The organism is Rhizobium sp. Nf11,1 (assembly GCF_050587665.1).
Taxonomy (GTDB): Bacteria; Pseudomonadota; Alphaproteobacteria; order Rhizobiales; family Rhizobiaceae; genus Rhizobium.
In genome coordinates, this window is the sequence record NZ_JBOBHU010000018.1 from 1 (window position 1) to 21,039 (window position 21,039).

At 61.6% G+C, this 21,039-nt stretch carries 22 protein-coding genes and 1 pseudogene; 16 read left to right on the plus strand and 7 right to left on the minus strand.

All coding sequences use genetic code 11. From position 1 onward, the window contains the following. The 4 genes and pseudogenes from ACQ7C1_RS23145 to ACQ7C1_RS23160 all read left to right on the plus strand — a co-directional run. Positions 1-548: pseudogene (locus tag ACQ7C1_RS23145) on the plus strand (IS30 family transposase); the annotation flags it as partial. Between the two features lie 232 nt (positions 549-780). Beyond that, a complete protein-coding gene (locus ACQ7C1_RS23150; protein WP_430959931.1) occupies positions 781-3,039 on the plus strand; it encodes a bifunctional diguanylate cyclase/phosphodiesterase in 2,259 nt (752 codons plus the stop codon). A gap of 123 nt (positions 3,040-3,162) precedes the next feature. Further along, on the plus strand, positions 3,163-6,408 hold the full coding sequence (locus tag ACQ7C1_RS23155) for an adenylate/guanylate cyclase domain-containing protein (protein ID WP_430960006.1): 3,246 nt from the start codon (positions 3,163-3,165) through the stop codon (positions 6,406-6,408). A 74-nt stretch (positions 6,409-6,482) separates the two neighbouring features. Next, complete coding sequence (locus ACQ7C1_RS23160) at positions 6,483-7,163, plus strand: peroxiredoxin-like family protein (RefSeq protein ID WP_085778194.1); 681 nt, start codon at positions 6,483-6,485, stop codon at positions 7,161-7,163. 12 nt (positions 7,164-7,175) lie between these two features. Here the strand turns inward: ACQ7C1_RS23160 and ACQ7C1_RS23165 are convergent, their stop codons facing one another. Beyond that, on the minus strand, positions 7,176-7,712 hold the full coding sequence (locus ACQ7C1_RS23165; RefSeq protein WP_430960007.1) for a cytochrome c: 537 nt from the start codon (positions 7,710-7,712) through the stop codon (positions 7,176-7,178). A gap of 176 nt (positions 7,713-7,888) precedes the next feature. Between ACQ7C1_RS23165 and ACQ7C1_RS23170 the strand changes: the two genes are divergently transcribed. The 8 genes from ACQ7C1_RS23170 to ACQ7C1_RS23205 all read left to right on the plus strand — a co-directional run bounded on the left by ACQ7C1_RS23170 (position 7,889) and on the right by ACQ7C1_RS23205 (position 13,389). After that, complete coding sequence (locus ACQ7C1_RS23170; RefSeq protein ID WP_430959932.1) at positions 7,889-8,392, plus strand: cytochrome b; 504 nt, start codon at positions 7,889-7,891, stop codon at positions 8,390-8,392. Between the two features lie 115 nt (positions 8,393-8,507). Further along, positions 8,508-8,903, plus strand: coding sequence for a hypothetical protein (locus ACQ7C1_RS23175; RefSeq protein ID WP_430959933.1), 396 nt, complete (start codon positions 8,508-8,510; stop codon positions 8,901-8,903). 92 nt (positions 8,904-8,995) lie between these two features. After that, positions 8,996-9,223 carry a hypothetical protein gene (locus ACQ7C1_RS23180; RefSeq protein ID WP_221112432.1) on the plus strand — a complete coding sequence of 76 codons (228 nt, stop codon included), beginning with the start codon at positions 8,996-8,998 and terminating at the stop codon, positions 9,221-9,223. Then, positions 9,220-10,683 carry a TolC family protein gene (locus tag ACQ7C1_RS23185; protein WP_430959934.1) on the plus strand — a complete coding sequence of 488 codons (1,464 nt, stop codon included), beginning with the start codon at positions 9,220-9,222 and terminating at the stop codon, positions 10,681-10,683. The genes ACQ7C1_RS23180 and ACQ7C1_RS23185 overlap by 4 nt, the downstream gene beginning before the upstream one ends. Before the next feature lie 14 nt (positions 10,684-10,697). Continuing rightward, entirely contained in the window at positions 10,698-12,044 is a 1,347-nt protein-coding gene (locus ACQ7C1_RS23190; protein ID WP_430959935.1) for a multicopper oxidase family protein, read from the plus strand. Between the two features lie 35 nt (positions 12,045-12,079). Further along, positions 12,080-12,559, plus strand: a complete 480-nt coding sequence (locus ACQ7C1_RS23195; RefSeq protein ID WP_430959936.1) for a cupredoxin domain-containing protein — start codon at positions 12,080-12,082, stop codon at positions 12,557-12,559. A 24-nt stretch (positions 12,560-12,583) separates the two neighbouring features. After that, a complete protein-coding gene (locus tag ACQ7C1_RS23200; protein ID WP_430959937.1) occupies positions 12,584-12,871 on the plus strand; it encodes a copper-binding protein in 288 nt (95 codons plus the stop codon). Positions 12,872-12,927: 56 nt separating this feature from the next. After that, complete coding sequence (locus ACQ7C1_RS23205; protein ID WP_430959938.1) at positions 12,928-13,389, plus strand: DUF411 domain-containing protein; 462 nt, start codon at positions 12,928-12,930, stop codon at positions 13,387-13,389. A 34-nt stretch (positions 13,390-13,423) separates the two neighbouring features. On the opposite strand, the gene ACQ7C1_RS23210 is transcribed toward ACQ7C1_RS23205, so the two are convergent. The 6 genes from ACQ7C1_RS23210 to ACQ7C1_RS23235 all read right to left on the minus strand — a co-directional run bounded on the left by ACQ7C1_RS23210 (position 13,424) and on the right by ACQ7C1_RS23235 (position 17,340). Then, positions 13,424-13,792, minus strand: a complete 369-nt coding sequence (locus ACQ7C1_RS23210) for a hypothetical protein (RefSeq protein WP_430959939.1) — start codon at positions 13,790-13,792, stop codon at positions 13,424-13,426. An 80-nt stretch (positions 13,793-13,872) separates the two neighbouring features. Next, positions 13,873-14,364, minus strand: a complete 492-nt coding sequence (locus tag ACQ7C1_RS23215) for an EF-hand domain-containing protein (RefSeq protein WP_430959940.1) — start codon at positions 14,362-14,364, stop codon at positions 13,873-13,875. 204 nt (positions 14,365-14,568) lie between these two features. Further along, positions 14,569-14,835: a DUF2933 domain-containing protein gene (locus ACQ7C1_RS23220; RefSeq protein WP_430959941.1), complete on the minus strand. Its 267-nt coding sequence runs from the start codon at positions 14,833-14,835 to the stop codon at positions 14,569-14,571. A 266-nt stretch (positions 14,836-15,101) separates the two neighbouring features. Then, positions 15,102-15,353, minus strand: a complete 252-nt coding sequence (locus tag ACQ7C1_RS23225) for a hypothetical protein (RefSeq protein ID WP_430959942.1) — start codon at positions 15,351-15,353, stop codon at positions 15,102-15,104. A gap of 22 nt (positions 15,354-15,375) precedes the next feature. Further along, complete coding sequence (locus ACQ7C1_RS23230; RefSeq protein ID WP_430959943.1) at positions 15,376-15,681, minus strand: hypothetical protein; 306 nt, start codon at positions 15,679-15,681, stop codon at positions 15,376-15,378. 153 nt (positions 15,682-15,834) lie between these two features. Further along, a complete protein-coding gene (locus tag ACQ7C1_RS23235) occupies positions 15,835-17,340 on the minus strand; it encodes a winged helix-turn-helix domain-containing tetratricopeptide repeat protein (protein WP_430959944.1) in 1,506 nt (501 codons plus the stop codon). A gap of 144 nt (positions 17,341-17,484) precedes the next feature. Here ACQ7C1_RS23235 and ACQ7C1_RS23240 point away from each other — a divergent pair, with 144 nt between their 5' ends. The 4 genes from ACQ7C1_RS23240 (at position 17,485) to ACQ7C1_RS23255 (ending at position 21,039) form a co-directional block, all read left to right on the plus strand. Next, the gene (locus ACQ7C1_RS23240; protein ID WP_430959945.1) at positions 17,485-18,654 is read left to right on the plus strand and encodes an MFS transporter; all 1,170 of its coding nucleotides are present in this window, start codon (positions 17,485-17,487) and stop codon (positions 18,652-18,654) included. 118 nt (positions 18,655-18,772) lie between these two features. Further along, complete coding sequence (locus tag ACQ7C1_RS23245) at positions 18,773-19,291, plus strand: MarR family winged helix-turn-helix transcriptional regulator (protein WP_430959946.1); 519 nt, start codon at positions 18,773-18,775, stop codon at positions 19,289-19,291. After that, complete coding sequence (locus tag ACQ7C1_RS23250; protein WP_430960008.1) at positions 19,291-19,971, plus strand: GNAT family N-acetyltransferase; 681 nt, start codon at positions 19,291-19,293, stop codon at positions 19,969-19,971. The genes ACQ7C1_RS23245 and ACQ7C1_RS23250 overlap by 1 nt, the downstream gene beginning before the upstream one ends. A gap of 99 nt (positions 19,972-20,070) precedes the next feature. Beyond that, on the plus strand, positions 20,071-21,039 hold the full coding sequence (locus tag ACQ7C1_RS23255) for a substrate-binding domain-containing protein (protein ID WP_430959947.1): 969 nt from the start codon (positions 20,071-20,073) through the stop codon (positions 21,037-21,039).

Below are 21,039 nucleotides of genomic sequence, written 5' to 3' on the forward strand. Positions count from 1 at the left end.
TCGCTCGCTGGCGAGCGGCCGGCCTGAGCGCCACCGTCATTGCCGAGAAGCTCGGCCGGCATCGCTCGACGATTTTCCGCGAGCTCAAGCGGAATGCTTTTGAAGACCGGCAGATGCCGGATCTGAACGGCTACTATTGCGTGACTGCCCACGAGATGGCGCGTGAGCGCCGAGCCAAGCTGCGCAAGCTCGCCCGGTTTTCCCATGTGCGCCAATCCGTGATCGAACGGATCATCCATGGCTGGTCGCCACAGCAAATCGCCGGCAGCATGCGGCTGGAGCGCCATCCAATCTGCGTCAGTTATGAGACGATCTACAAGTTCGCCTATTCCGCAGACGGTCAGGCCATCAAACTGTGGCGGCACCTGCCGGAGCGTCGTGCGAGACGCAGACCGCGGCATGCCCGCCGGCGTCACGGTCGCCGCTTCAGCCCGGAACTCAACATCCTTCACCGTCCTGACACTGTCGCCGAGCGCAAGCAGTTCGGCCATTGGGAGTGCGATCTCATTCAGTTTCGCAAGAAGTTCGGCAAGGCTAACGTGACCTCACACCGCAAAGTTAAAGTGTCCTGTTTCTGCAAAGTAAGAGTGTCACTCTCCCCGGGTTTTGATGAGCTGGGAGACAAGCGGATGGGACTGATTGCGATGCGCGGTGTGTGCCCTGCAAAAATCTAGGTATCCATGCATCCGGACGGACGATATTCGAACCGTATTGGTCGGTTTAGCGTTGCCTTAAAGAAACTGTGCAAGGATACGCTCTTACCACCACACCGGCGAGCTGATGAAGTTTCGAAAAAACCCAGAGATAGCGCGCAGCCGCGCGGGCTGCCTAACCGGCCATGTAAGCGCCTTCGCGCCAGCGGTATTTGCGGCCATTATCGCGGCCATCGTCGTCTGGGTGGCAACGAATTGGCGGCTGGAGCGCGCTCTCGCCGATGAACGTTCGATTGTCGCCGGTGAGCTTGCCACGATATCATCTCGGCTGCAGACGAATCTGAATAGCAATGTGAAACTGTTACAAGGGCTGGCGGCGGGTATCTCCGTCGATCCCGCAATGGGTCAGAACGGATTTTCGAAACTTGCAGCACGGATCCTGCAGCCTGATTCACAATTGCGAAGCTTCGCCGCAGCGCCTGACATGGTGGTCAGTTGGGTCTATCCGGAAAAAGGAAATGAAAGAGCCATCGGGCTCGACTACCGGAAGAACGAGAAGCAACGGGCTGCCGCGATGCTGGCGCGCAACACCCACAACATCGTCTTGACTGGCCCGGTGGAGCTTGTCCAAGGCGGAATGGCTTTCGTGGTCAGGTGTCCTGTCTATATCACCGACGGAAATAGCCAGATATTTTGGGGCCTTCTTTCCGGAATCATAGATATTCCAAAGCTTTATGGAGATAGCGGTCTTCGTTCGACCGATCTTGAGATTGCCATCAGCACCGAACCGGAGCCGGAATCGCCCAAACAAGTGTTTCTCGGCGACCTGGAGACCTTTCAAAGAAAGCCGGTCGTCGCGAACGTGGATATGACCTACGGCCGATGGACCCTCGCCGCGCGTCCGAAGCATGGATGGGGCCAAAATAACGGGATCGGCGCCTTCGAGTTCTATGCAAGTTTATTGGCCTTCTGTGTCGTTGCCCCCATCGTCTGGGTCGGCTTTCTGACCAGATCGCGCCAAAGAACCATCGAAAAACTTCGCCTGCACAAGAAGAAGCTCGTTCGCGCGCGGCAGCGCCTGGAATACCTGTCACTGCACGACGCACTGACGGGACTTCCCAATCGACGATTCGTCGACCAGATGATCTCGCAGCCGCCGCGGCCGGCTCCGCACGATTGCCTGATCCTCATCCATATCGACCTTGACCGGTTTAAAGAGATCAACGACACGAAGGGCCATGCCGGCGGTGACATCGTCCTCCAGGCCACGGCTTTGCGGCTCGCCGATTTGGCCGGTCCGAACGACGTCGCGGCTCGCATCGGTGGAGACGAGTTCATTTTCGCCAGCTGGAGCGCCAATCCTGAGCCTAAAGCAACCGAATTGGCCAAGCAGATTGTCGACGCGCTTCAGCGCAACATTTTTATCGATGGAGCAGCCTATGTGGTCGGAGCAAGCGTCGGGGTCGCCTGGGAGGCTGAACCTTCTCGGCAGGACCTCGGCCAGTTGCTCCTGAATGCCGATCTGGCGCTCTACGAGGCGAAGAAGGCGGGTCGCGGTCGCGCCGCTATCTTCACCGAAGAGCTTCGAAGCGCCGCAGTCCATTCGAAAGAACTGGCGGATGAATTCAACCAAGCGCTCGAACGCGACGAGTTCGTCGCGTTCTTCCAGCCGCAGTTCGACGCAACCACATTGGCGGTCGCAGGCGTCGAAGCCCTCGCCCGCTGGGATCATCCGCGAAGAGGTCTGCTCGGCCCCACCGAGTTTCTTGATGCTGCGGAACGGCTCGGGCGTAGCGGCGACATGGATAGACTGATCCTGCAAAAGGCACTCTTCGAGCTGACGAGATGGGACGGCTTGGGACTGCAAATCCCCCGGGTCTCGGTCAATATATCCGCGCGCCGACTGGCGCAGGCAAATCTGCTTGCCGAGCTTTCGGCCCTTCCCGTAGTGAGGGGCCGCCTGTGTTTCGAGCTGCTTGAAACAATCTCCTTCGATGAGCTTCAGCCTGCTCTCAATGAGGTGATTCCAGCCATCAAGGCGCTCGGCATAGAAATCGAAATCGACGATTTCGGCACTGAACATGCCAGTATCGTCAGCTTGCTTCGATTTGAACCCCGAAGGCTCAAGATCGATCGAGAGATTGTCAAGCCGATCCTCGCCTCTCCTTCTCAACGCCGTCTGGTCTCCTCGATCATCGAAATCGGCCGATCACAGAACATCGACATCGTTGCCGAAGGCGTGGAGACAATGGAGCACGCGAAGATCCTGAAAGATCTCGGCTGCCATCTGCTGCAAGGTTACGCACTGGCGCGGCCAATGACCTCGGAGCAGCTGATCGAATTTTGCCGTCAGCCGCATAGAGGAACCGCAAAGGCAGGCCGCTAGGTTGGCCGTCGGCTGTTTGTGCTTGCGGGTCTTCGTAAGCAGGTTCATTCTTATCCCCATTGAGAAGCCGCCGGCAGCGGCCGATGTCGCTGTCGCACATGGGGTTTTCGTGAGATGCCTGCGATGGAATGCGCCGGCTGCGGTTTCGACATTCAGAGCGGTTTTGCTTTCTGTCCGCGATGCGGCGCAAGGCAACCCCTGTCCTGCGCGGCCTGCGGTTATCCATGTCAGCCTGATTTTGCCTTTTGCCCGAGATGCGGCGCGTCGATCTCAGGCAAAGCCCAGCCGGCCGCGAAGCCGGCCATCGAGACGGCACCGGCTGAATCCGATGGCGATGCCGACCGTCGGCCGGTGACGGTGCTCTTTGCCGATCTCTGCGGCTTCACGACGTTGAGCGAGCAGATCGACCCCGAAATCATGCGGGTGCTGCAGAACGAATTGTTCGAAGAGATGACCCGGGCGGTGGAAGCCTATGGCGGCTTCGTCGACAAATTTGTCGGCGATGCACTGCTGGCGCTGTTCGGGGCGCCGGTCGCCCATGAGGACGATCCGGTGCGGGCGCTTGGCGCCGCACTTGATATGATCGATCGGGCCGCTGCGGTCGACAAGCGCTGGCAGTCGCGTGCGGGCGTGCCGCTGCGCTTGCATATCGGCATCAATAGCGGCCCTGTGGTCACTGGCGGCTTCGGCGCCGCCAGTACAAAATCCTATTCCGTGACCGGCGACACGGTGAACACCGCACAACGGCTGCAATCCATGGCCGGCGAAAACGATATTCTCGTTGGTCCGCTGACCTACCGTCTCACCCGCCACGCCTTTGCCTTCGACAGCCTCGGCGCGCAAACCCTGCGAGGTAAGGTTGGAAACGTCCTCGTGCATCGGCTGACCGGACTGCTGGAAGCGCCGCATACGGCACGCGGGCTCGAAAGTTTCGGCCTTCAGGCGCCGATGGTCGGTCGGGACGCGGAATTGTCGCGCCTGTTGACCTGCCTCGATCTTGCCTGTGGCGGCGCCGCGCAGCTTGTCCGCCTGATCGGCGAAGCGGGCATCGGCAAATCGCGTCTGGCCAGCGAATTCGTCGGGATCGCCGGCAACACGGACCGTTTTCCTGGGCTTGCTATCCGCAGAGCCACCTGCTCTCCCCTCGGCGAACAATCCTACGGCACGCTCGCCGCGGTCGTGCGGAGCGCCTATGGAATCGGCGAGCGGGACGATCCCGACAGGACACGGCAACTGCTGACAACGGGATTCCGTGCCCTCGATCTCGGGCCTGACGACGTCGCGGCGCTTTTGCCGCTCTTTTTCCATGTTCTCGGCCTCGGCGATCCCGATGGCGCGCTCCGGCACATCGAACCGGAACAATTGCGTCGCCAGATCTTCTATGCGGTCCGAACCATCTTCGAGCGGCGGCTGGCACAAGGCCCTCTCCTGCTTGTGATCGAGGATCTCCACTGGGCGGATGCCGCCTCACTGGAAGTGCTGCGTTTCATGATGGACCGGCTGGAGCGCAGCCGACTGATGCTGCTTGCGATTTACCGGCCGACGTCGCAGACGGATCCGCTGAACTCCGATCGCGTCAGCGTCACTGTTCAGCGTCTCGGCCCCCTCTTCGCTGCCGATGGGCAGAAGCTGCTTGCCGCCTTTTTTGGCGAGGGTCACGGCAAGTTGCCGGCGCCAATGCGCAAGCGCATCCTCGAGCGCGCCGGCGGCAATCCGCTGTTTATCGAAGAAATCCTGCGCGGCCTGATCGACATGGGCGCGCTGCACAATGACGGGCAGCGCTGGCATGTCGCAGCCGAAGACGCGGATGTCGATATACCGGTCAATTTGCAAGCCCTGTTGCTTGCCCGCGTCGACAGGTTACCGCAGGAGATCAGACGTCTGGCGCAGGAGGCTGCCGTCGTCGGCCCGAAGTTCGATACCGCCCTGCTCCGCACCGTCGCGACCGATCCGGCCGGCATCGATGCAGCGCTGGATTATCTCTGCGATGCCAATATCATCGAGGAGTTGCGTGGACCGGACGCCGAGACAGCGCCGGGCTATCGCTTCAGCCAGACCTTGATGCACGATGTCATCTACCACAATCTGCTGCTGCAACGCCGCATGGAGCTTCACCGACGGATCGGCCGGGCGCTGGAACGCCAATATGGCGTGGCGCCGGATCGAGCAGAGCATCTGGCGCAGCTCGGCCATCATTTCAGCCTGACCACCGAAAAGGCCAAGGGGGCCAGCTATCTCATGGCGGCCGGCGATATGGCGCGCAAGATATACGCCAATGACGATGCCATGCGTCTTTACCGACAGGCTCTTGCTGCCTTCGCCGACGAGCAGGAGGCGCCGCCGGAGCAATTGGCACTGTTGGAGCGCCTTGGCGATCTCTGCGGTCCTGCCGGCCGGCGTGAGGCCGCCCTGAACCATTATCAGCGAGCACTCGCGATCCACCGCGCGAAAGATGATCGGATCGCCGCTGCGAGGATCTTGCGCAAGATCAGCCGCCTGCATCTCGATGCGGGACGCCGCGATCAGGCGGAGGCCCATTGTGCCGAAGCCGAAACGATGATCGCGCCGATCGATGCGCCGGTCGAACATGCCCATCTCCTGCAAGAACGCGGCCACCTTGCCTTCCGCACCGGCGACCAGGCTGCTGCTGCCGAATGGGCGACACAGGCGCTGCAATGCCTGCAAACACTGCCGATCGATGGAACGACCGAGGCCGGACGGGAGGCAGCGCGGGCGATGGCAGAGGCGCTGAACACCAAAGGTGCAGCACTCGCGCGTCTCGGACGCCGCCGTGATGCCGTGCAGGAAGTGGAGCGCAGCCTCTCGGTCGCCGAAAAGGCCGATCTGCAAAGCGCCGCCTGCCGCGCCTATTCCAACCTCGGCGTTCTCTACACGATCGTCGATCCGGCCAACGCCATCAGGATCTGCCGACGCGGATTGGAGGTCGCCACCCGCATCGGCGATCTCGGCTTCCAGGCGCGTCTTCTCGCCAATCTCGCGGTCTCCTGCTGCACCTTCACCGATCGCTGTGGAGCCGAGGGCGTGCCGGCGGCGGAGAAGGCGGTCGAAATCGACCGGGCGCTCGATCAGCGCGACCATCTGTCCGTACCGCTGATCGTACTCGGGCAGATACACCAATGCCATGGACAGCCAAACCTAGCTCGTAAGTATTACGAGGAAGCCCTTGAGGTGGCGAAGGAAATTGACGAGCCGCAACTGCTCTTTCCGTGTTATGATGGCTTGGCGACACTGAGCCTTGAACATGACGACATGGATGAAGCGGAACGGTATTTCGCGCTGGCGCAGGATGTGTGCATCCGCCACAAGCTTGACCCCGGCACATTCGTCGTCTTGCCGTTTCTCGACTGAAGGCTTCGCATCTCACTCGTCGCTCTGCATCAATTCGCCAAAGCGATTCAGAGACATAAAGGGAGGAACTAACAATGCAGGAGAACCACGCCGATAAACCATTACAGCCTGGGGATCGCGCGCCCAACGTGGTGCTGGATGCGATCACCCGCCATGGCAAGATCGCCATCGATGATTTTCGCGGTCAGAAGCCGGTGCTCGTCGGCTTGTTTCGCGGCCTGCACTGCCCCTTCTGCCGCCGGCAGATCGCCGCCATGGCCGAACTCACCGATGCGCTGCAGGAAAAAGGCATCGATAGCCTCACGGTCGTCAATACTCCGATCGAGCGAGCGCGCCTCTATTTCCGCTACCACCCGCTTCCCAATTTGCTCGCGGCCTCCGACCCCGAACGGGTATCGCACAGAGCTTTCGGCTTGCCGAATATCGAGTTCACCGAATCCGAGAACGAATGGCCGTACAAGGTCAGCATGAGCACAATGTCGTCAATGCAGGTCGACATGCCGGGCGAGCTGCCAGAGCCCATGGATGTGATGGCGGCGATGGAATATCTCGACAAGGCCGACGGTTATGAATTCACTGAGGACGACACGCGAATGATCGCCACTGGCCATGGCCAGCTTGTTGGCGAATTCCTGCTCGATCGAGATGGCGTCGTGCGCTGGTGTTTCACGGAAGTCGAGGAAGGTGGCCGCAACTTGTTCGGTGGTCCCGCCCCCCGCGATGTAATGTCGGCGGCTTCGAATATGGCTGTTTGACACCTGTTGTGCTTATTGCGCCCTGAAGCGGGCGTGGCAGGTCGTGCAGGTCTCCAGCATGAGGTGAAAGGCGTGCTCCGCCGGCATTGCCGACAGCTCCTGCTGGCTTCGAACGTGAGTGCCGAGGGGGCCGCCACCCATGGCCTCCCCAGGCGTCATTCGCATGCCGGCGGGCATCGGTCCCGGATTATTCTGGGCGGCGACGTCGAGCGCGACGGCATAGTCGCGCAGGTCGTTTGCCATGCGGTCGAATCGCTCGCGCTCCTCAAGAATGTTCGGCATGGCCTTTGATTGTGGGCTGGCCACCTCGGATGCGAAGTGTTCGGAAAGAACGACGCCGGATCTGTCGCGGATGGTGTCTGCTGCCCATCGGAACTCGGCTGCCTTATAGCTTGCCGGATCCTTGAACATGCCGGAAATTGTCTTTGCCGCCGCGGCCATGGCCTTCATGTCCGCCTGTCGAAGCGCCACGACATCCTCGGCGGCCGGCGACGGGACTGTCGTCAAGAGAGCGGCTCCCACGCCAGGGAGCAGTCCAAAAGTCGCCATGAAAAAGGTCCGTCTCATAGAGCTGCTTCCCAAACCGGCGTGATGCCGCCTCTACGCATATCCCTTCTCATCTGGGCGACAACAGGGCGGACACCCTCCCCGAGGTTCTCGGCAAGGGGCGATGCGGAAGCGTTAACCGCAGCCGAATAATCTGCGGCTTCGATTGGAGTGGATCAATGAAAAGTGGCTATTCGCTCGCTCAGATAGGGCTTCACTGGCTGGTCGCCTTCATGGTGCCGGTGCAGTATCTGACTGGCGGCAGCATCGAGAGAATTCATCATGCAGTCCACATGGGGATGACGCCATCCGCGTGGGATGTCGTCCAGCATCAGCTCCATAACTACGCGGGGGTCGCCATCGGCCTGCTGATGGGTGTGCGGCTCGCACTTCGCATATTTCAACCGCCCGAGCCCACTGCGCCCGGCACATGGACCGGATGGATCGCCACGGCGCTTCATCACGCCTTCTACGCCACAATCATCGGCCAGGCATGCATGGGCGCCGTCGCCAGCTATTTTTGGTTTGGAATCGCACCCTACCACGTTCTGGGGTCGAAGATCATCCTGGCGATGGTGGCGTTGCATCTGGCCGCAGCGGCCTGGCACACACTGGTCGCCCGTGACGAGACGGTCGACCGGATGCTGCTGCCGCACCGGAAGCGGCCGGCAAAAAACATCTAAGTGGCCAGCTTCAACCCCGCTGGATGCGTCATATTAAGGACTCGAATGTCGGCAATTGCTAGGTCCGCGATTGAAAACGGGCTGCATTACCTGTAGCTCTTCGGGAATGGGCAAGATGTACCGAATCACAGTGAGCACGTTGCTCGTGATGATGCGCCTGGTGATCGTCGTATCACTGGCGGGGTACTCGTTGGCGAACGCCAGCGCGGCGATGCATGGCTCACCGTTCCCCGAACCGCAAGTGGCCACCGCAGAGATGATGCAGTCCCATGAAGGCCACGACGTGGCGGCGGCGGGCCATCACGACCATTCGCGCATCGACATGCCCGATGACGATAGAGGTGCGAAGCTCGTCAAGCAGGAATGCTGCAAGGATTTCTGCGGCGGGCTCGGCATCATTTGTGAAGGCGCCGACGTCGGTGGGCCAGTCGTAACCTCGATCCGGCAGTTCGTGGACGACCGCACGACCTACGGCGAACAGCCGCCGCTCCACCGCCCTCCGAATATCTGAATAGAGACGCGCCCGCACTCGATCGGGTCCATTCGGTCGCCGCCTGACTCCGGGCGAGCGCCCGTAGCTATCTCTCATTCGGAAATTTCATAATGAAACCCTCGCTTTTTGTGGTGGGGCTGCCGCTTGTCATCGGCGGCTGCACATCCACGCTTCCTCCCGACGTGGTGGCGTCTTCCGCCACGGTCGAACAGCCGTCGCCGCACCCGGCCGCATATCGGTCACCGGTCTCGGGCTTTGTCGCCAGGCAGCCCGTCGATCCGAAGCCGTGGCGTAGACAAAACGATCTGCAGTCTCCCGCGAAAGGAGACGCCTCATGATCGGCCTCCGAAAATTGACGTCCGTGCTGGCGTTCCCGTTGGTGCTGAGCGGTTGCGTCACGGGCGCTGAATATTCCAGCAAGCAAGCAGGGTTCGCTTCTGTTGCCGACAAGACCGCGATAGCGACGGCAAAGCAAACGGTTTGGATCCAGAACCAGAATCAGGCGCGCTCTGTCGCTGCGGAGGTCAAAAATCTGCTCGCGCGACGGAAAACCCTCGATATCGAGACGGCGGTTCAGATCGCCCTGCTCAACAACAAGGGCCTTCAGGCTGCCTACGCCGATCTCGGCGACAGTGCGGCCGATGCCTGGCAGTCGACGATGTTCGTCAACCCGATAGTCTCGATCGGCGCGACAGGCATTGGCACGCCGGGATTGGAGGCCTTCAAGACCATCGAGGGGATGCTCACGACGAACATCCTGGCGCTTGCGACGAGGAATCGTGACGTGGCGATCGCCGACACCCGCTTCCGCCAGGCGCAACTGACCGCTGCCGTAAAAACGCTACAGGTGGCCGCCGAGACGCGGCGCGCCTGGATCGGGGCGGTGGCCGCCTGGGAGAATGTCGGGCAGCTGCAGCGCGCCCAGGCGACGGCGGACGCCGCCTCCGAACTTGCGGAGAAACTTGGCGAGACCGGTGCGATGACCAAGGGCGCCCAGGCGCGTGAACATGTGTTCGTCGCCGAGCTCGCCGGGGAGACTGCAAAGGCGCGCCTCGCAGCTCGCCTTGCCAAGGAGGAACTCACACGGCTGATGGGTCTCTGGGGGGCCGACCTGGACTACCGGATTCCGAACAGCCTGCCGCCGCTGCCCAAGGCCGTCGTCAGACGCGATACGATCGAAGCCGAGGCTCTGAGGAACCGCATCGATCTTCAGGTCGCGAAGCTCGAGCTGGAGGCAACCGCAAGATCCTACGGGCTCACCGAAGCGACGCGTTATGTAACCGATCTCGAAATCCTGACGGGTTTCGAAACGGAACGGGAAATCGAGGACGAGGAGAAGACCACCAGAACCACAGGCCAAGTCGAGCTGGAGTTCGCGATCCCGATCTTCGACACCGGCAAGGCGCGGATGCGCAAGGCCGAGCTGGCCTATATGCGCGCGGCAAACCAGCTCGCCGAGAAGGCCGTCAACGTTCGTTCGGAAGCACGCTCCGCATACGAGGCGTACCGCTCGAACTACGACATCGCGCGGCACTACCGCAACAATGTCGTGCCGTTGCGCACCAAGGTCGAGGAAGAATCCCTGCTGACCTACAACGGCATGATCACCAACACCTTCGAGCTGCTCACCGACACGCGCGACAAGATCAACTCCATTCTGCTCTCCGTCAACGCCAAGCGCGATTTCTGGCTCGCCGAAGCCAACCTCGCGCCTGCGATCTACGGCGGCGGCGCGACCAACGCGTCGGCAGAGACCGAAGTCGCCGCTGCCTCGGGCAGCAGCGGCGACGGCCATTGAGAAAGGAACCCACCATGTTCAACAGACGACAATTGTTCGGTGCGAGCGCAGCGCTGCTGGCGGCGGGCACATGGACGAAAACCTCGGCGATGGGGCTGCCCGACGCCCCGACAATGGAATCGGCGGACATGCAGCCGCCTCTGCACCCGACTTCCGGCCCGGACTATCAGCCGGTCGTCACCCTCAACGGCTGGACCCTGCCCCACCGGATGAACAACGGCGTCAAGGAGTTCCACCTCGTCGCCGAACCGGTCGAGCGCGAGATGGCGGACGGCATGACCGCCTATCTCTGGGGCTACAACGGCCAGTCGCCGGGGCCAACGATCGAGGCGGTCGAAGGCGACCGCGTCCGCATCTTCGTCACCAATAAGCTGCCGGAGCACACGACGATCCACTGGCACGGCATGATCCTGCCGTCGGGCATGGACGGCGTCGGCGGGCTGACGCAGCCGCACATCCCAGTTGGCAAGACCTATGTCTACGAGTTCGAGCTCGTGAAATCAGGCACTTTCATGTACCACCCGCACTCCGACGAGATGGTGCAGATGGCGATGGGCATGATGGGCTTCTTCGTCGTCCATCCCAAGGACGCGACATTCATGCGGGTCGACCGCGACTTCGTCTTCCTGCTCAACGCCTACGACATCGATCCCGGCTCCTATGTGCCGCGTGTCATGGAAATGACCGATTTCAACATGTGGTGCTGGAACAGCCGCGTGTTTCCGGACATCAGTCCGCTCGTCGTTTCAAGGAACGACAGGGTGCGGGTGCGGGTCGGCAACCTGACGATGACGAACCATCCGATACATATGCATGGCTATGACTTCGAGGTGACATGCACCGATGGCGGCTGGGTGCGACCTGAAGCGCGGTGGCCGGAGGTGAGCGTCGACATCCCTGTCGGCGCCATGCGCGCCTACGAGTTCGACGCCAAGTATCTCGGCGACTGGGCGATCCACTGCCACAAATCGCACCACACGATGAACGCCATGGGCCATGACATCCCGACCTTCATCGGCACTGATAAGTCGAAGGTTGCCGAGAAGATCAGGAAGCTTCAGCCGGACTACATGCCCATGGGCACCAAAGGCATGGCCGACATGGGCGAAATGGAAATGCCCATTCCCGAGAACACCGTCCCGATGATGACCGGCTGGGGGCCGCATGGCCCGATCGAGATGGGCGGCATGTTCTCGGTCGTGAAGGTCCGCGAAGGCATCGAAGCGGACGATTACTCGGATCCGGGCTGGTACGAGAACCCGCCCGGGACGCAGGCCTGGGAGTGGACCGGCGAGCTGCCGGACGCGACCAAGGCCAAGGACGCGAAGACGCAAATCACGCCGAAGCCGACAAACGGCTGAGGCTCAATCTCCCACTTCAAAAGAAGGATGCACGCATGAAGAACTGTGTACTGGCACTGGCGCTCGCAGCGCTCGCAACTCCCGCCTTCGCCTCGGGCAACCATGCCGGTGGTCACGGCGAGAAAATGGCGGTCGGAGAGCCTGGCGACAAGGCTAAAGCGACGCAGACGATCCGCGTCACAATGAAGGAAACCGACGACGGGCAAATGTTGTTCACGCCCGCGGTCTTCAACGTCCGCAAGGGACAGACAGTCAAGATCGCGGTCAAGAACGCCGGCACCGTCGACCACGAATTCGTACTCGATCAAGAAGACAAGATTCTCGAGCACAAGAAGGTCATGGAAAAGTTCCCGGAAATGGAACATGCCGACGCTAACTCCATCCGCCTTCCGGCCGGTCAATCCGGCGAGATCGTCTGGAAATTCACCACCGACGGCGAGTTCAAGTTCGCCTGCCTGATCCCCGGCCACTACGAAGCCGGCATGCACGGCGACGTTACCGTCGCTGGCAAGTAACCCTCAGTAAAAGGAGTCACGAAGATGAAATCCGCAATGATCAAAATCGGCGTTGCCGCCCTGCTTTCAGCCAGCGCGGCCTTCGGTGCGTTCGCCGAGGAATTCACCAAGGGCGTCGTCAACAAGGTCGACGCGAAGGCGAAGAAGGTCACCATCAAGCATGAAGACCTGAAGAACCTCGACATGCCTGCGATGACGATGGTCTTCAGGGTCGAGGACCCGGCTCTGCTCGAAAAGCTCAAGGAAGGATCGAGCATCGAGTTCGTTGCCGAACGCGTGAATGGCAAGCTGACCGTCACCGAAGTAAAATAACGCACTCCCTGTCGCTCGGGTACGTCCGGGCGACAGGGCATCGAGGAGTGGAGACGATGCACAGGAGAAGCTTCATCGCAATGGCGGCGTCCGCCCTTGCGCTTCGTGGCGGAGGGGTCTTCGCCGCCCCAACGGAGAGAATGACGGTCTACAAGGATCCGAACTGCGGTTGCTGTCACGAATGGTCGAAGGCGATGGCTGCGGCGGGATATTCCGTGGACGCCCGCAACACCGACGACCTCGCCGCGGTAAAGGCTCGGCTTGGCGTTCCCGCCGACTTGGAGGGCTGCCACATCGCCGTCATCCGGGAATACTACCTTGAGGGACACGTTCCGCTCGATGCCGTCCAGCGACTGCTGCGGGAGCGCCCGCCGGTCCAGGGACTGGCCGTGCCGGGCATGCCGTCCGGCTCGTTGGGAATGGGCGACGACCCGCAGGCGTCCTACGACGTTTATGCGATCCCATCGGGGATCGGTGCCCCATACGTGTTCATGGAAATCCGCCCGCCGAAGGGCTAATACCTCGATTGATCAAAGCACGCCGTAATGCCGATTAGGAGAGCGGGGCGCTGCAGAGCGCTGACCAGAGATCGTGCTTCCAGTCGGTTCCCGGCCGCGCCGAAATGTCGACCGCATAGTCGGCGGAATTGATCCGGACCATGGCGGGCGAAACGCAGCGCACGCTCGCCTTGTGTCTTCCTCCGTCTTGATAGAGCACAGCCCCGCCACCCTCGAATTCCGACAACGTGATGACGACGTCGAAGTCGAAGGCGGGATCGCGGGACGCAGTTCCCTCCGCGAGACTGAGACTGACCGACTGGCTGCCGCCGAACGAAGCGGTGTGGAATACGGCAAGCTCGGCCGCCGCCGACATCGATGCGGACTGCGCGCAAAGGAGCAAAGTCAGAAGGACACGGCGCATTTACCCCTCCCGTGGTGAATGCATTTCGATCCTATCATATCCTTGGAGGCTTCGCGACAGGGCCTTCGGGGTCGCCTCCGCTATGGCCTCCAGAACGTCTGCATCTCTTCGGGTGTGACCTTGCCGTCCTTGTTGGCGTCTACGCTACCGAAGATCCGCTTGTGGATCGCCGTCACCTCCTCGAAGGACAGCGCGCCATCCCCGTCGGTGTCGGCGATCGCGAACATGATCTTCATCATGGGCCCGCGCATACCCATCGTTGGCATGCCCCCCATCATGCCGGGCTGCATCGGCATGCCCCCGGCCGCGCCAGGCTGCATCATCATGCACTGCATTGGCATCGCATTGCCTTGGCCTTGTCCCATCATGGCGGACTGCATCATGCCTGATCCGCCCGACATTGCCCCCTGGCCTTGCGCGGTCGTGTCCTCCATTCCCGACGGCTCAGTCGCCTGCGCCGAGTCCGCAGGATGGTGGGGATCCGCCCCGCTCGTCTGCGCAAGGGCGAGCTCTGCACTGCCTACGGCAATCGCCGCGGCCAGCAGGATAACATTTGGCATTGTCATTCCCATGTCGTTTCTCCTTTGGTTGGCTCTATCCGCGCCTGCTTTCCGACGCGGGAACAGGATGGAATCGAATATGGCGGCCGGCGGACGAGCCGCTAGGCCACCTGGTCGATCGCCCCACCTTTTGTTTCGAGTTTCGTGAAGCTCGCGGCAAACACGATGACCGCGGAATTGATGATCACGAGGCTTCAACGCCCGTATGCCGATGTGTCAGACATCGTCTTCCTCCGTCTTCGGTTGGCTGGCACCGGTCCCATGACTGGCATGGTCGTGGCGGGAATGGCCGGTATGTCCGCCATGGCCGTGATGCATGAACAGATGCATCAGCGGGCAGGCCAGGATCAGAAGCCAGGGCAGAATGCCGAGGACGTGCACGCGGTGCTCGTAAGCAATGAGCGCCAGAGCGATCGCGGCGAAGGCGATGAAGACGGTGCGGCTGTATGCGCTCCAGGCCGCTGGGGAATGATTGTCGTTCATAACGGTGTCTCGTTCGAAAGGGTTTCGGAAAGGCTTTCACTGAAAATTGCGGCGGTTCATTGCAATCGGTCTTCTATCGATGCCGGCCATTGTCTCAGGCTTCCTGAAGGAGGCCCGCGGATTCGACCGGATAGCGCCGAGGCGCAATCCGGCATCCTCAGACCGGGAAACGAGGAGGGCCTAGCGTGGGAGGAGATGCCAGGCCGCTGCCGGTCTGATTGCCCCACGCGACAGGAAGAAAGGAATTTTGGGCTGCCTGAGCTTCATTACGGTCCGGCAATGCAAAAACCGCATGGCACCGAGCAGCAGGCCTTGTGGTCGGGTGCTGCTTGAGAGCCGGTCTGACGCGAAGCATGGGCATCGTTGTAGAGGGGGGAGCGTTCGAACTGCTCTTGCACCGAACGGTCATGGCATTGCATCGCTTGCACGCCGGACGCCGGCACGAAAAGAAGCGCCAGCGCGACCAGGACGGCCTGCAATGCGTTCATCCAATCGAAACAGCAGCGGTCGGCGCCCATCTCTCCGGCTCCGTTACCCCGTTCAGCCGAAACGTCGACTGATGAAATTAAAGATAGCCGCAATCAACGCACCCGCATAGCCGCCGAAGATGAGGCTTTGAACGATGCCGAGTGCCAAACTTCGAACGTCGAAACCGGTCAGCCCCAGGTAGAACTGCAGCCATGGCCTATGTAGACCCCATTCCGGGGCGATGAAACCGAGCAGCATGCACAGCAGGAATGAGATGGTGGCGAAGGCGGCGAGCGTCGCGCCGAGCACCGGCACGGAGACATGCGCCGACATCGCCGGGGAACTTGCAGGTTGAGCATGAAGAACAGTGTTTGCCATCGAGCGATCCTCCGACCGGCCGCCGTTGCAGCCGTACGACAGCGCGATCATCTACCCGCTCACCGCAAACTTCCTTGATGCAAATCAAATACGAAGGCGATCCAACTCTGAGGACTCGCCTGGCCTTTGAAACCCTAGTGTAAGCGACATGGGTTAAGGGAGACCGGCCTTGCGGTAGCCATCGACGAAATGCTGAAGGGTTGCCGCATCGCGGAAAGGCTCCGTCGTCGCCCAGTGACCGATTGAAAAATGCGGGTTGGCGACGAGAAACAGTTCCGCTTCGGCACGCGCCTCGTCGAGCCGGCCGAGCTGGGCCAGGCTCGCCGCCAGGAACCGGCGCGAGCTTGTGCGATAAGTCTCATCCCGCCGCAGCGTCTCGATAGCGGCCTCGTATTTCCCCGCCGCATACTGTGCCTGGCCGAGCGCCAGACAATACCAACTTGCCGGAAACGGGTTTAGCCGGAATGCCTTGCCGATATAGTCTAGCCCCTCGTCGATCCGCCCTGCGAGGACCGAGATGTCGGATAATGCGGCAAAGGTGTCCGCCTCATTCGGGTCGAGTTCGATCGCCTTGGCGAATTGCGCATCCGCTTCGGCGAAATCGCGTGCATAAGCAAGCAGATAAGCGAGGACCCAACGGCAGCCAGCATCGTTCGGATCGATCGCAACAGCCTTGCGCGCCAGTTCCAGAGCAGCGCCGCGGGTCGATTCCGTCGGTCCGCCGCTATGAACCCATCCCATCCAGTGGTTCACGGCAAGCCAGCGATAGGCTTCGGCATAGTCGGGCTCGAGGGCGACAGCGCGCGTCAGCATCAAATGCGCTTCCTCGGCGGCCTGCGGGGAATCATCCATGAGCTTGCGCGCCCGCACGCAGAGATCATAGGCCTCGAGGTTTTTCGGCCGATTTCGCGGCGGCGGCGCGCGCAGCCGGCCGAGCAGCGCTTCGACGATCCTGGCCGTCACCTCGTCCTGAACCGCAAAGATATCGTCCAAGCTGCGGTCGAAACGTTCCGCCCAGAGATGATCGCCGCTGACCGCGTCAATCAGCTTGGCGTTGACGCGCACGCGCCCAGCGGCACGCCTTGCGCTGCCCTCGAGCAGGTAGCGCACACCGAGCTCCTCGGCGATCCTCTGCACGTCGATCGCCTTGCCCTTGTATGCGAAGACGGAGTTGCGGGCGATGACGAACAGCCCGGGCATCCTGGAGAGATCGGTGATCAGGTCCTCCGTCAGCCCGTCCACGAAGGATTCCTGCTCGCGGTCGCTGCCGATATTCAGAAAGGGCAGGACAGCAATCGACGGCTTGTCAGGCAGCAGCAAGGTCTTTCGCTTCATGCCGCTGAGTCGATGCACGGCTCCCGTGAAGCGATAGCCAACGCGCGGAACCGTTGCAATCCATTCGCCGCCGCCGGTGGACGGGCCGAGCAGCTTGCGCAGCTGCGCGATCTGGACGGTGAGGTTGCCTTCCTCGACCGCGATGCCTGGCCAGGCCGCGTCCATCAGCTCGGCCTTGGCGACGATGTCGCCGGCTCGCCCGACAAGCGCCGCAAGCAGCTTCAGCCCGCGGTGGCTCACGGCAACGGGATCATCGTTCCGAAGGAGCGTTCCCGCATCCGGATCAAGCACGAACGGACCAAAGGCAAAGCGCGATCCCTGCATGAAGCGGATCTATAGTCCGTTTGGAAGTTTTTGAGAACGTTTTGGCGAGGCTTAATTACGCCGCTCCCCTTATTCCGCAGGATTTCATCCTCTTTCAGGCCAGGCTGCGCCCTTCAGACCATACCGACTGACGAGGATATCAGCATGACGAGTGCAAGCACGACATCACCGCAAGAGGATCAGCTCCCACGGGCCGCGATGGCGGGCATCATTGCGACGGTCACGGTGTTTGCCGTGGCGCAGGGACTGACCTATCCGCTGCTGAGCTTTATCCTGGAACGGCAGGGGCTGACGTCAGGGCTCATCGGCCTGTCGGCAGCGACGACGCCGCTGGGTTTCATCTTATCGGCGCCCGTCATTCCGGCGCTTTCGCGACGCGTCGGCGGGGCGCGGCTTGCTATCCTCTGTTCGATCCTGGCCGCCCTCATCCTGGTTGCGATTGGTTGGATCCAGCACGCCTGGGTCTGGATGCCGCTGCGCTTCCTGCTCGGCTTCTTTGCCAATCCTCTCTACGTCATCAGCGAAACCTGGCTGATCTCGATCACGCCGGCGGCGCGCCGTGGCCGGATCATGGGTCTCTATTCATCGATCGTTTCGGCTGGTTTCGCCATCGGCCCGCTATCCCTCGGCGTCGTCGGCACGGAAAGTTGGCCGCCCTTCATCATCGGCGTTACGGCCTTTCTTGCCTGCGGCCTGATCGTGCTTGCCGTTGCTTCCCGCCTGCCTGACATGCCTCGCGAAGGCGAGGCAATGTCGGTCGGTGGCTTCTTCGCATTGGCGCCGCTGCTGCTCTTTGCGGTTTTCGCGGCAGCCGCCTTCGAGCAGATCCTGCTTTCGCTGTTCGCGGTCTATGGCGCAGCCCTCGGCAGCGCCGAGGCGCGCATTGCTTCGCTCATCACCTGTTTCGTCGCCGGCAATGCGATGCTGCAGGTCCTGCTCGGGCGCGCGGCCGAACGGTTCGGTGCGACGCGGACGATGTTATTCTGCGTCCTGGCTTGCCTCACCGGCTGCCTGCTGCTGGCGCCGCTCTTTACCACATGGCTCATCTGGCCGCTGGTATTCGTCTGGGGCGGCGTCTCGTTCGGGCTTTACACCACGTCACTGATCCAGCTCGGCGAGCGTTTCACCGGCCGGACCCTGATCGCCGGTAACGCGGCCTTCGCCTTCACATGGGGCATTGGCGGCATGGCGGCCTCACCAGCTGCCGGATCGGCAATGCAGCTGATCGGGCATCACGGGCTCACACTATCACTCGGCCTGCTCAGCACTGTCCTCTCGATACTCCTATTCTCAGATCTGAACAGGACGCGTTAATCCTAAGAGTATGCTTTATGTTTCTGCAATCCGAGTCCGTTGATCCCTGCCCTTGAACAGGCGCATCTCGCAATATATAAGGTGTTATATAACATCTAATCGAAATGGCGAGGTCGGCGTGGTCGAAGATGTGGTCCGAACGCTCGGCTTTCTATGTCTGGGCAGCCGGCTGCGGCGCATCGGCGAACGATTGCAGGCCGACACGCAACAGATCATCGACGAGGCCGAGCTCGGCATTCAAGCCGGTCAGTATCCGTTCCTGGCGGCGATCGACCGGACCGGGCCGCTGACGATCGGCGAACTGGCCCAGTCGGTAGGCATCACCCAACCCGGCGCGACGCGGACGATCGGCCAGCTTCTCGAATCCGGCTTCGTCGACATGCAGCCGGCGCCGGACGATCAGCGCCGCAGACTGGTGTCGCTGACCGACAAGGGACAGGAACTCGTCGATTATTCGAAGGCGACGATCTGGCAGCGCGTCGCGGCTGCTGTTGCGGATCTCTGCGGCGATCTCGACGGACCGATCCTCGAACAGCTCGCGGCCATCGAGGACGGGCTTGCGGAAGCGCCGCTCAAACGCCGGAGCACGGCTGCCGCACCGCGCGTCCTTTCAGACGCCCAAGAGGAGGAAGGATGATGAAACATGTGCTCGACCGGCCGATCTGGAGCGCTCTGCAGACCGCGCACGCCGATATCTCCGAAGGCGGCAGCTACGCGAGGCGATACCCGCCGTCCATTGTCCCCTTCGCCGCCTCCGCGGACGATACGCCGGAAAGCCTCGATGCCCTGGAGAAGCTGCCGTCGCGGGAGGAGCGCATGTTTCTCGTCGAGGTTGGACCAATCGCGGTTCCGCGAGGTCTTGCCATAATCATGGAGGCGCCGGTGACCCAGATGGTTGCCGAGCGGCCTCACGAGAAAATTTCCGATCCCCGCATCGAGCCGCTGACGGAGGCTGATGCCGCCGACATGCTTGATTTGGCAACCCTGACCAAACCGGGCCCATTCACCTTGCGCGCCCAGATGCTTGGCCGCTTCTGGGGGATAAGGCATGAGGGTCGCCTGGTGGCGATGGCGGGTCAGCGCATGCGGCAGCCGGGCTATATCGAGCTCAGCGGCCTTTGTACCCATCCCGATTTCCAAGGAGGCGGCCTCGGTACCCTGCTCTTTCGCTTCGTTGCCGGCGAAATCGGATCCAGCGGCGACGTAGCCTATCTGCACGCCTACGCGGCGAACACATCGGCCATTTCGCTCTATAAGGCGCAGGGCTTCGTGGTTCGGTCGGAAATGAACATGCGCGTGGTCAAACGCCGCCCCTGAAGATTTCCCTGCCCGATCGTCGCAGCGAAGTGTCAGATCACTGTCATCTAAACCCTTTAAAGCGCCGGCAACGAAATTGATTGATGCGAGGCGCTTTCGATGGCGACATTGCAGCAGGTCGCGTTCCGGGCAGGATGTTCGCTGGCGACCGCGAGCAGAGTTCTAAACCGCAACGGGCCAGCCAGCGATCTGATGGTGCGCAAGGTGCGCCGCGCTGCCGCGGAACTCGGCTATCACTCCGCCGGCCGGCTCGGACGCAGGCCGGTGGTCGGCGTTTTAATCCCAAGCATCACCAATCCGGTCTTCGCCTCGTCGCTGTCAAGCATCCAGAACCGCATGCTGGTCGCCGGCCACGGCGTGTTGATCGCACAGTCGAATTACGATCCGGCGCGCGAGGCCGATGCCGTCGCCGCACTTCTGAACGACCGGCCGACCGGGCTGATCCTCACCGTGTGCGATCCGTCGACGAGCGAGGCGCTGCTTTCCGGGCTGCCACCGACCGTGCTTCTCAACAACCTGCCGACGGCGCGGTTTCCGGCGGCTGTCACCGCCGACAATCGCAGTGCCGGCCGCGAGATCACGGCCTTCCTGATAGGCATGGGACATCGGCACATACTGTTTCTCTCCGGCAATTTCGCAGCCTCCGACCGTGCTCGCCTTCGCTATCAGGGCTATCTCGACGCGATGGCCGAGAACGGCCTAACGCCGCATGATGCGATCCAGATCTCCTTCGTCGGCGGCTACGACCAGCTCGATCTCAGCACGGCGATGAATTCGCTTTCGCCGACGGCGATCATCGCGTCCAATGATCTCCTTGCCCTCGGCGTTATCGGCGCGCTGAAACGCGAGGGGATCTCGGTGCCGGAGGATGTTTCGGTCGCGGGCTTCGACGGCATCGCCATCGGCCGGCTGATCGATCCGCCGCTGACAACAATCGAAATGCCGGATGCCAGCATGGGTGCGACAGCCGCCTCACTGCTTCTCGACATGGCGGAGAACGCCGCCCCTGCCCGCCATCTCGACGTCACTTATACGCTGCGCCGCGGCGGCACGGTGCGCGCCATCTGA